The following is a 10,041-nucleotide window of genomic DNA, read 5'->3' as shown; positions in this document are numbered from 1 at the left end:
CTTTATGGGAAGGGCGCTTTAAATCTTGCCTTGTACAGGACCAAAGCTATCTTTTTCATTTGTACCGTTATATAGAATTGAATCCAGTTAGGGCTGATATGGTCAAAGACCCTGCGGATTATTCTTGGTCGAGCTATCGATGTAACGGCTTAGGTGTCAGTAGTGATTTACAGACACCGCATGAGCTTTACTTGTCATTGGGACGAACAAAAGAAGAGCGGTGTAATACGTATCGAGGTATGTTTCAGCATCAAGTAGATGACAAATTACTAGAAGATATTCGTTTAACTGTAAACAAAGGGTTGGCATTAGGAAACGATAGATTTAAAGAACAAATAGAATTACTAAGCGGTCAGCGTCAGACGGAAGTAAAGCGTGGAAGAAAAGAGGGTTGGCGTAAAAGATAACTGTGGTCTTGTGTGTTGAGGTTTCATTTTACTCTGACCCCAATTATTAAATGGTTTTGTGTCATTGAGTTGGTAATACCTTGAATAGATCAAGGCATTACCTGAATGATGCTATTTCGCAAGATCATTAAATGCTTGGAACTGGGTTAAATACACTTTTCCACTTAAGTGCTGTAAAAAACCGCAACATTCTAAATGATCCATCACTGGGCCTTTTACCTCAGATAAGGAAAACTTAATATTTTGTGATGAGAGCTGACTGTTTAAGGCTTCGAGCATTTCCAAGGCACTAAAATCAATCTCGTTTACCGCACTGCACTGAATAACCACATCGGTAATTTCTGGACGCTGATTAGTCGTGTCGATGATGTAATCTTCTAAGAAGGTTGCATTCACAAAAAACAAACTTTCATCTGGACGTAAGCAAAGTAAGTTGGGTGCTGTTTTCACATCATAACGTTTTACGTTACGAAAATGCTCAGTCCCTTCTATCAATCCTGTTTCTGCAACGTGCGGACGAGAAGTACGAGACAAGTGCAATAAAATGGACAAACCCACACCAGACGCCACACCAACTTCTACACCTAATAATAAAGTGATGACAATGGTGGCGAGAACCGCATAAAAATCGCTACGAGAAAAGCCCCAAGTCTTCTTCAAAATAGAGAAATCAATCAGTGTCGTCACAGCCACAATAATGGTGGCTGCTAACGTTGCCTTAGGTAAGAAATACAACACAGGCGTCAATACAAGCGACGCGATCATAATACCGATGGCGGTCATGATGCCTGCTAATTGAGTGACCGCACCAGCATCGAAATTCACCACAGAACGAGAAAATCCGCCTGTTACAGGGAAACCACCAGACACGCCAGAAGCGATATTTGCGGCCCCTAAACCAATTAACTCTTGGTTAGGTTTTACTTTTTCTCGGCGTTTTGCACCTAGTGTTTTACCAACTGAAATGGATTCAACATAACCGATAATCGAAATCATCAGAGCAGGCAACGCCAAACTTTTGATCAATTCAATTGAAGGTAAAGACAGGCTTAAATGCGGCAAACCCGCTGGAATAGTTCCCGTAATAGCGACCCCTTGAGCTTGCAAGTTGAAAGCATAAGCAACACCTAAACTGGTTAATACACCTAGAATAGGCGCTGTTTTTGCTAAAGAAGACGCGTACTTTTCTGGTACGTTAAGCATGATAAAAAAAGCTTTGGCATGACGACGAGCAAGCAATAAAAAGGCAACAACGGAAACACCGACAACAAAGGTAATTGGATTAAATTGCCCTATATTCTCTATCATGCTGAGAGATTGCTCGATGACATTATCACCATGGCCTTGAATGCCAAAAATATGTTTTAGCTGACTCAGAGCAATCAAAATTCCTGATGCAGAAATAAAGCCAGAGATCACAGAATGGGACAGCAAGTTTGTGATGATTCCGAGCTTCATTATTCCCATCGTCACCAGCATGACACCCGATAGTAAAGCCAAAGTAATCGCACCCGTTAAGTAGCTAGCGGTGCCTTGTTCGGCAATGGCTGCCAAAGAAGTGGCTGTCATTAATGATGCCACAGCAACAGGTCCAACAGACAGTGATGTACTGGTGCCAAAAATTGCGTACAAAACAAGTGGCAAAATACTAGAGTACAAACCTACTTCCGGCGGAACGCCAGCTAACATAGCGTAGGCCAAAGACTGTGGGATCAGCAACATAGTTACAATGAAAGCCGCAGTGGCATCTTGACCAAACTGCTCTCGATTATAATGTTTTAGCCAAGACACAGCTGGAAAGACACGTTCAACAGTCATCTTGTTTTTCTCACTCTTCTCGCATTACAGGTTTTACAAACCACTCATGGCCTTTCAACATGCCGTACCAGTAGAAAGGAGGTAAAATGTCTTTTTTCAAGACCCAAGATAAATAGGTTGGCTTGGTGCCATTATTTAGCCAACTAGGGAAGGTCGGTGCAAGTTTACCGCCATAGCTAAACTCCGCTAAAACAATCTTGCCTCGCTCAACGGTTAGTGGGCAAGAACCGTAACCATCATAGGTTGCACGAATTTTTTTATTCTCTAAGGCATCAGAAATATTCTGCGCAACAACCGGAGCTTGTTTACGAGCGGCGGCCATGGTTTTCGCATTAGGGGAATTGGCTACATCACCTAAAGACCAAACGTTTTTGAAACGAGTATGTTGTAATGTTTCTTTATCAACCTCTACCCAACCGGCGTCATCGACTAAGACGCTGTTGCGAATGAAGTCTGGTGCTGTTTGTGGAGGGCAAACATGGAGCATGTCGAACTCTGCTTCAACGACAATGGCTTCGTCTTTGTCATTCTTAGTCGCAAAATACGCTCGCTTATTTGGACCATCTACCTTGACTAAGTTATGGCTGAAGTTCGTATTGACTTGATACTTCTCAATGTAACTTTCAAGAGCGGGTAAATAAGCCTCTACGCCAAATAACACACCGCCAGCGTTATAAAAAGACACATCGATTTTGTCTAATTCTTCTTGTTTTAGCCAATAATCGCATGACAAATACATGGCTTTTTGAGGCGCGCCAGCACATTTTATTGGCATAGGCGGTTGAGTGAATATGGCTTTACCGTTATTCAACTTTTGTACTAAATCCCATGTGTAAGGTGCTAAGTCATAACGATAATTAGAGGTAACGCCATTTTGACCTAATGTATCTGTAAGGCCTTCAATAGCCTCCCAATTTAGTTTTATACCCGCCGCAACAACTAAAAATTGGTAGCCAATTTCTTGGTTGTCTTCAAGAATCACCTTATTCTCATCTGGAGAAAATGATTTAACCGAATTTTTGATCCACGATGCTTGTTTTGGAATGACATCTGCCATGTTGCGACGTGTCTTTTTAACATTAAAAACACCCCCACCGACTAATGTCCAACCGGGTTGGTAAAAATGGTCTTCAGCAGGGTCAATTAAGCACACTTTTAACTTCGGTTTGCGTTTTAATAGACTGGCTGCTGTAGAGATACCTGCTGTGCCAGCACCAACAATAACAACATCATATTTTACATTTGACGCTGAAGTGGTTTTTTCTACTTGTTCCGTGTTTGCCGCTTGCCATATTAAATTAGAACGATTACCGGTTCGGCAATAGGCGTGTACATTATCTGCGCCTTCTAGGGCTTGTTGAAACAAGGTGACATCGGCTGCTTGCATTTGGCCACCAGCAAATGGAATGTGAATGGCACTTATGTTCAACTCTTGCGCTCGTTTGGCGATATCAGCAAAAGCGAGTTGATCTTCCTCTTCATTATCTGGACGGTTACAGATAATTAAAGTCACTCCAGCGTCAGCTAAAACATTTACATCGTCTAAAGCAATTTGCTCAGACACAGAATACTGTGTGGTAATTATTTTGCGTATCATGACAGTTATTTCCCTATTATTGATCTTATTGTTGGATCATTTTATAAATCATTCATTTACTTAAAAGCATTAAGTGGGATTTTTATATAGGATAAACCGTTATCTTCTGGTTCTGGTGCATGTCCTGCTCTCATGTTGACTTGTAATGAAGGCAAGATAAGGCGTGGCATAGATAAGGTTCTATCGCGCTTTTCTCGTAATTCAACAAAGGTTTCTCGGCTGATGCCTGATTTCACGTGAATGTTTTCTTCCCGTTGTTCTTTAACTGTGGTTTCGTGCATTAGTTCTCGGCCATTTGGTGCGTAGTCGTGGCACATGAAAATGCGATGATCATCAGGCAGCGCTAATATTTTTTGTACGGAATCAAATAGGGTGCCAGCATCACCGCCGGGAAAGTCGGCACGAGCGGTTCCTGCATCTGGCATAAATAAAGTATCGCCAACAAAAACGGCATCACCTAAAGTATGAGTAAAGCATGCTGGCGTATGTCCTGGTGTATGCATAGCAACACATTCCATAGAACCGACCTTATATTGCTCGCCATCAGAGAATAAATAGTCAAATTGAGAGCCGTCATGTTTGAAATCATCGCCTTCATTAAATACTTTACTAAAGGTATCTTGTACGGTGGTGATGTGTTTACCAATACCAATTTGACCACCTAGTTTTTCTTGCAAATAAGGTGCAGCAGAAAGGTGATCAGCATGAACATGGGTTTCAATAATCCATTCCACTTTTAAATCATTTGCTTCGACATACTCTATGATTTTGTCAGCACTGGTATAAAAAGTACCGCCTGACGCATAATCGAAGTCCATTACACTGTCAACAATAGCGCAGCTAGACGAACTTGGATCCTGTACTACATAAGAAAAGGTATTAGAATCGTCGTCAAAAAAAGTCGTTACATTGGGTATAGATAGGTTATTAGTCATCATCGTGTCCTTATATTTTAAACGTTAAGAGAGAGTGTTCTTATATTCAATAAAGCCGTCGGCAATATATTTAGCGTTTACGTATCCCATGGATTTTAGTGATGCCGCTGACAATGCTCCGCGATTGTTTGCATTGCAGTAGCATAGAATTTCAGTATCTAAATCAGGAATCTCTCTTTCTACTATCATCTCCAGTTTGCCTCGACTGATATTCATTGATCCTTCGATATGACCTTTCTGATGTTCATCTGGGTCTCGAATATCAAGAAGAATTGCACCTTTTGCGACTTTATTATCAACGTTTTTCGGCTCAACACCTTCTACTTGAGATTGTGCCGCACTGGCCATTTTTTGAAATTTCTCTGTGTATTGCATTGTGTATCCTTTATATTAGTATTTCCTAATATATAAGGTAAACTAAGTCTTTATCGTTTGCCTTACTTCTATTCTAGATGAAGCTTTTTTTATCTTGTTCTATAACTTGATTGTTTTTGATATCTATCAAGTAAATTAATTTGATGGAGTAATATTAGACTTATCTTATGTTATAAGCTAATAACAAAAAATTATAAGGATCGTAACGGCGATTTGTTTTGTGTTATAGGCGATTCAATATGACTCAGCGTTTCTGATTTTTAGCTAGGTCAGTGATTGAGAATTTTATGGAGATAATAGGTTGTTCTTAATATTAGCAAGGCCTAATGTTATGGGCGTTGAGCAAAAGTGCTTAATGCTTTTTTGCCGAACTTAGAACTCGAAACAGATCAAGGAACATTTAAACTTCATGATTTTATTGGAGACAGTTGGACTATTTTATTTAGTCATCCTAAAGATTTTACGCCTGTTTGTACGACGGAGTTTGGTGCTGTTTCCCAGCTATCTGCTGAGTGGGAAAAACGCGGAACGAAAGTAATAGGTCTATCTGTTGATGGCGTTGAAGAGCATCATCAATGGAAAAAAGACATCGAGTCTTTTTCAGGCGCGAAAGCGGATTTTCCAATTATTGCCGATGAATCATTAGCGGTTTCTAAAGCGCTTGATATGCTTCCTGCAGACGCGTATTTACCTGATGGCAGTACGGCTGCCGACTCAGCAAGTGTGCGAGTTGTGTTTATTTTTAGCCCTGATAAAAAACTACAACTTACCATGACATACCCAATGTCTGTTGGTCGTAATTTTGCAGAAGCATTACGTGCCCTTGATGCGCTACAAGCAAGTTATGGTGTACTGATAGCCATGCCTGCGAACTGACCCCTTCAGAATTAGTTGTTACCTTCGATAGTAAAGCGAGATTTTATTTCCATCAATTTCTTGTACTTTGAATGGAATTTCATAAATTTCACTCAATACTTGCTCATCGATTACGTCATCAACGCTGCCATTTTTCGTTATTTCCCCTTGCTTCATGGCAACGATGTTGTCTGAATAGCAAGAGGCAAAGTTAATATCATGAATGACAATCACAATCGCTTTATTGTGTTCGTCAGCCAGTTTTTTAAGCGTTGCCATGATATCGACGGAGTGTTTTATATCGAGATTATTTAACGGCTCATCTAGAAAAATGTAGTCCGTATCCTGCGCAACCACCATCGCAATGAAGGCCATTTGTTTTTGCCCACCAGACAGTTCATCTATATAGCGTTCTTGTAAGTGTGAGATGTCTAGTTGACGTAGGGCGTTATCAATAATTCTGTTATCTTCTTCTGTTTGGCGACCTTGAGAGTAAGGGAATCGGCCAAAGGTAACCAGCTCACGTACGGTAAAACGCATATTAATGTTATTAGATTGGCTAAGTACGGATAGACGCTTTGCTAGCTCTGAGCTGTCCCATTGATCTAACGGTATGTCGCCAATGATGATCTGACCTGCATCGCTGTCAGTTAATCTACTTGCCATAGACAGTAGCGTGCTTTTTCCTGCGCCATTAGGCCCAATAATGCTGGTTACTTTTCCTAGAGGAAAGAAAGTATCTGCATTTTTAACGACGTACTTATCATTGTATTTTTTACTTAATCCACTAGTTTTAATCACTTGCGCTGACCTTTAATCAAATTTATTTTTCATTAATAGATAGAGAAAATAACTACCACCAACGAAGTTGATGATGACGCTGATGGTGGTGTTAAAGTCGAAAAAATTCTCAACTACCCATTGGCCACCCGCTAACATAAGAACAGAAAGAATGGCACTCGCGACAATTAAAAAACGATGTTTAAAGCTAGAGAATAGTTGACGAGTAAGGGCGACAACAATAAGGCCAAAGAAGAGTATCGGCCCGATGAGAGCGGTTGATATGGATACCATGATAGTGATGACAAACATTATCTGCATCGTGAGTTTGTGGGTGTTCACGCCTAAGCTTTTGGCATTTTCTGTTCCCAGCCACATCACATCAAGCTTGTTTGATAGTTTAAACAGATAAGCACTGCATAAAGAAATAGGAATAAGGCACCAATATACGAGTTCTGAATTGATGTTATTAAAGCTCGCAAACATGGAACCTTGAATGAAACTAAACTCATCAGGGTTAATCACCATAGTAAAGAAGCCTGTCACACTGCTAAATAAGCTGCTTAACACTACGCCAACGAGTAGCAAGGTAAAAATGTTTCGCGGACGTCCACTAAAATAAAAATGAAACAGCGTCATGGCGCTAACCACCATAATACTTGTCGCAATAAGAAAGTTCAGTTGGCTGTTTATAATGACAATGCTAAAGCCCCCGAAACTCACTACGAGTAATACTTGAATCATCACATAGAGAGAATCAAAGCCAAGTATAGAAGGTGTTAAAATACGATTGGCAGTAATAGTTTGGAAAACCAATGAAGACGATGCGATAGCAATGGCAGCCAATGTAATGGCTAAGACCTTAGGGATACGGCGAGATAAAAAAAACTGATAGTTGTCCGGTGTGAGACCTTTACCTAAAAATAGAACGCAGATCGCGACAGTAAAAACCACTAATACGATCAGCTTTGTGGTATCGCTTTTCATGGCATTCTGTTTCGACGAGTGCCTCGACCATAAGTTTAGTATTGTTTTAGATAGCAGGCTACGCATTCGATTTGTCTCGTAAAATTAAGTAGATGAAGACAGCGCCGCCTAAGATGCTAATGATCATAGAGATAGGTACTTCGTAAGGGAAAATGATCAAGCGTCCAAGAATGTCACAGGCGAGAACCAAGACGACACCTACGTAGGCTGTCCACGGTAAGTTCCTACTCATATTGTCACCAATAAACAAAGAGACAATGTTAGGCACTATCAAGCCTAAGAATGGAATCATGCCGACAATCATGACAATAGAAGACGCAAGTACGGCAACCAGCATCACACCAATCATGACGATACGTTGATAATTTAACCCAATGTTTTTTGCGAAGGTCTCGCCCACACTTGCTGCACTGAATTTATTTGCATAAGCGTACGCCAGTAAGGAAACGGGTAGTGCGATATAGAGGAATTCATAATTGCCTCTAAGCACTGAAGCGAAGTTGGCGACAGTCCATGAGCCTAGTGTTTGAACTAGGTCATATTTGTAGGCAATGAAGGTGGTAAACGCAGAGACAATATTGCCATACATGATCCCAATGAGCGGAACCATGACAGTATTTTTAAATTTTAAGCGTTGTAAAAAGCGCACAAATAACAGTGTGCCAAAAACAGAGAAAGCGAAAATGGTGAGTAAATGTACCCATCCGCTCATATCGGAAAAGGCAATGAGTGCAATCATGTAGCCCAACATAGCCCAATCAATCGTGCCTGTGGTTGAAGGCGCTGCAAAACGGTTTTGTACTATCTGTTGCATGATGAGGCCGGCGATACTTAACCCTGCGCCAGCCAGAATGATGGCTAATAATCGTGGTAATCGACTCGACAGTAGAATGTTAGTTGCGTGGCTATCACCAGATAACACAGCACTAAAGGAAAAGTCTGCAACACCTACAGACAGTGAGAAAGCTGCTAAAAAGACTAACAATAATGCAGCAAAGATATAAATTAATTTCATAGATTATCAGAAGTATCGTGTGATAAACGTAAAGAGCCAGATAACCATTTTTCAATGATGTATCTGGCTTGGACTCAGTTATTTAACCATTAATCGATGGCGTTACTTAAGTCATCAATCATCAGGTTAGTCGAGTGGTAACCGCCAGAAGATAGGTACCAAGCGACAGGCTCAAGATAGGTGATACGTTTGTTTTTTGCGGCTGGAGTAGATTCAACAAGGTCGTTAGAAAACAGTTCTTTGGCTTTGCCGTTGGCTTTACCAATTGCTTGATCACGATCTAATACAAGTAAAACGTCTGGTTTTGCATCCGCTATGTATTCAAATGAAATTAAATCACCATGTGCGCGTGATTCCACTTCAACGTCTACCGATTTAGACACTTCAAATCCTGCTTCCTGGTAAACAAATGAGAAACGGCTAATTGGTCCGAATGACGTAACGTTACCGCCATTGCTCATTACGGTTAGCGCTTTTAAAGGTTTCGCTGTACTTTTAGCGTTTAGCGCATCAATTTTTGACTGTATGTTATGGACGAGCTCTTTACCTTTTTCTTGTTTATTGAAAATCTCACTTAGGTTATTCCAGTGATTTTTTGTGGTTTCCCAATAATTTTCGCTATCAATTCTATACATGTATACCGGTGCAATGTCTGATAAATCTTTATAAAGCTCTGCCATGCGAGCTTCTGCAATAATAAGGTCAGGCTTTAATGTAAAGAGCGTTTCGTAATTTACTTCTTTAAGGCTACCTGTATTGGCGAATTTATCCGCTTTGTATTTTGATAAACTCTCAGGGAGCAATGATTTTGGTACGGCTATAGGTTCGACGCCTAATGCATCAACAAAATCTAGACTACCAAAGCCTAATACGACAACGCGTTGTGGTACGCCATCAATATCAATGGTACCTAAACTGTGTTGGTACGTTTTAGCGAATGCAGATGTTGTGCTTATCGCCATGAGTGTGAAGCCAACAAGTAACGTTTTTAAATTTATGGAGAGCATTAATAAACCCTTTTCGGAAGATGAATCTATATAAAATCGATAATGACTTTCAATTGCGTTAAGGTTATCACAATGCCGATACACGTCAACAAGTTAGCCGTTATGATTTTCGAGATAAAATAAGACGAGGCTTTTAGATGATCACTACTGTGAGAGGTGAAACAGGTGAAGAAGAACAAGATGAGAATATAAAAATGGATGAGATAGCGCCAAAGGGGTAGCGACTATCTCAGTTCATGCAATAATTAGGGTCAGAGTAAAATTA

At 40.4% G+C, this 10,041-nt stretch carries 9 protein-coding genes and 1 pseudogene; 2 read left to right on the top strand and 8 right to left on the bottom strand.

All coding sequences use genetic code 11. The features are described from left to right. Window positions 1-407 (top strand): hypothetical protein (locus MUS1_RS15460; RefSeq protein ID WP_036164096.1); only part of this gene is annotated, 407 nt, incomplete at its 5' end. Between the two features lie 111 nt (window positions 408-518). On the opposite strand, the gene MUS1_RS15455 is transcribed toward MUS1_RS15460, so the two are convergent. Genes MUS1_RS15455 through MUS1_RS15440 form a run of 4 tightly spaced genes read right to left on the bottom strand, consistent with a single transcriptional unit; the run spans window position 519 to window position 5,132 of the window. After that, entirely contained in the window at window positions 519-2,225 is a 1,707-nt protein-coding gene (locus MUS1_RS15455) for a SulP family inorganic anion transporter (protein WP_036164094.1), read from the bottom strand. 10 nt (window positions 2,226-2,235) lie between these two features. After that, window positions 2,236-3,822, bottom strand: a complete 1,587-nt coding sequence (locus MUS1_RS15450) for a bifunctional protein tyrosine phosphatase family protein/NAD(P)/FAD-dependent oxidoreductase (RefSeq protein WP_036164093.1) — start codon at window positions 3,820-3,822, stop codon at window positions 2,236-2,238. A gap of 56 nt (window positions 3,823-3,878) precedes the next feature. Continuing rightward, the gene (locus tag MUS1_RS15445) at window positions 3,879-4,760 is read right to left on the bottom strand and encodes an MBL fold metallo-hydrolase (RefSeq protein ID WP_425411749.1); all 882 of its coding nucleotides are present in this window, start codon (window positions 4,758-4,760) and stop codon (window positions 3,879-3,881) included. A 21-nt stretch (window positions 4,761-4,781) separates the two neighbouring features. Further along, the gene (locus MUS1_RS15440; RefSeq protein WP_036164091.1) at window positions 4,782-5,132 is read right to left on the bottom strand and encodes a rhodanese-like domain-containing protein; all 351 of its coding nucleotides are present in this window, start codon (window positions 5,130-5,132) and stop codon (window positions 4,782-4,784) included. 348 nt (window positions 5,133-5,480) lie between these two features. On the opposite strand from MUS1_RS15440, the pseudogene MUS1_RS15435 reads away from it, so the two are divergent. Then, window positions 5,481-6,005, top strand: a pseudogene (locus MUS1_RS15435) (redoxin domain-containing protein); the annotation flags it as partial. A gap of 21 nt (window positions 6,006-6,026) precedes the next feature. On the opposite strand, the gene MUS1_RS15430 reads toward MUS1_RS15435, so the two are convergent. The 4 genes from MUS1_RS15430 to MUS1_RS15415 form a co-directional block, all read right to left on the bottom strand. After that, window positions 6,027-6,788: an iron ABC transporter ATP-binding protein gene (locus tag MUS1_RS15430; RefSeq protein WP_036164090.1), complete on the bottom strand. Its 762-nt coding sequence runs from the start codon at window positions 6,786-6,788 to the stop codon at window positions 6,027-6,029. A 12-nt stretch (window positions 6,789-6,800) separates the two neighbouring features. Further along, entirely contained in the window at window positions 6,801-7,754 is a 954-nt protein-coding gene (locus MUS1_RS15425) for an iron chelate uptake ABC transporter family permease subunit (RefSeq protein WP_036164089.1), read from the bottom strand. A 58-nt stretch (window positions 7,755-7,812) separates the two neighbouring features. Next, window positions 7,813-8,769 (bottom strand): ABC transporter permease, encoded by a 957-nt coding sequence (locus tag MUS1_RS15420; RefSeq protein WP_036164088.1) that lies wholly within the window; start codon window positions 8,767-8,769, stop codon window positions 7,813-7,815. Window positions 8,770-8,858: 89 nt separating this feature from the next. Beyond that, complete coding sequence (locus MUS1_RS15415; RefSeq protein ID WP_036164085.1) at window positions 8,859-9,776, bottom strand: siderophore ABC transporter substrate-binding protein; 918 nt, start codon at window positions 9,774-9,776, stop codon at window positions 8,859-8,861. Between the last annotated feature and the right edge of the window lie 265 nt (window positions 9,777-10,041).

This window comes from Marinomonas ushuaiensis DSM 15871, assembly GCF_000521805.1.
GTDB classification, from domain to species: Bacteria; Pseudomonadota; Gammaproteobacteria; order Pseudomonadales; family Marinomonadaceae; genus Marinomonas; species Marinomonas ushuaiensis.
This window is presented reverse-complemented; position numbering and strand designations above follow the sequence as displayed.